1 pseudogene is annotated in these 372 nt (G+C 58.6%); it reads left to right on the top strand.

The annotated features are described in order from the left end of the window. Positions 1–372, top strand: a pseudogene (locus tag QN399_RS26205) (hypothetical protein); the annotation flags it as partial.

The following is a 372-nucleotide window of genomic DNA, read 5'->3' as shown; positions in this document are numbered from 1 at the left end:
AGCCCCGCCACCTCCCGTCGAAACGTATAAGTTTTTCCCCCGAGAACAATGGCCAGAGCCCATCGAGCTACACGACCCAGGGTTCTACATCGTCCCCAAGAGCACAACGGCGGAACAGCTGGAAGCGCAGCTGTTCACCTCACGCAACCCGGCCGTGATTGCCAAATTCAGGGCCCTTAACCCTGGGTTGGATCAGGTAAAAGCGGGGCAGATGATCGTGCTAAGCGATCCCGAAAATCCACGATGCACCCGCGAAGAAGCGCTGCTGATGGAAACGGCACGCAGGGTGAATCAGGCGTTGGCGGACCTTAGCCCGGAAGAGGCCGATTTCATGGCCCGCCACCGTGACGAAATCGAATCCTTCCTCACGCA

Origin of the sequence: Pseudomonas sp. 10C3 (assembly GCF_036346185.1) — a bacterium.
In the GTDB taxonomy this organism is placed as follows: domain Bacteria; phylum Pseudomonadota; class Gammaproteobacteria; order Pseudomonadales; family Pseudomonadaceae; genus Aquipseudomonas.
This window is presented reverse-complemented; position numbering and strand designations above follow the sequence as displayed.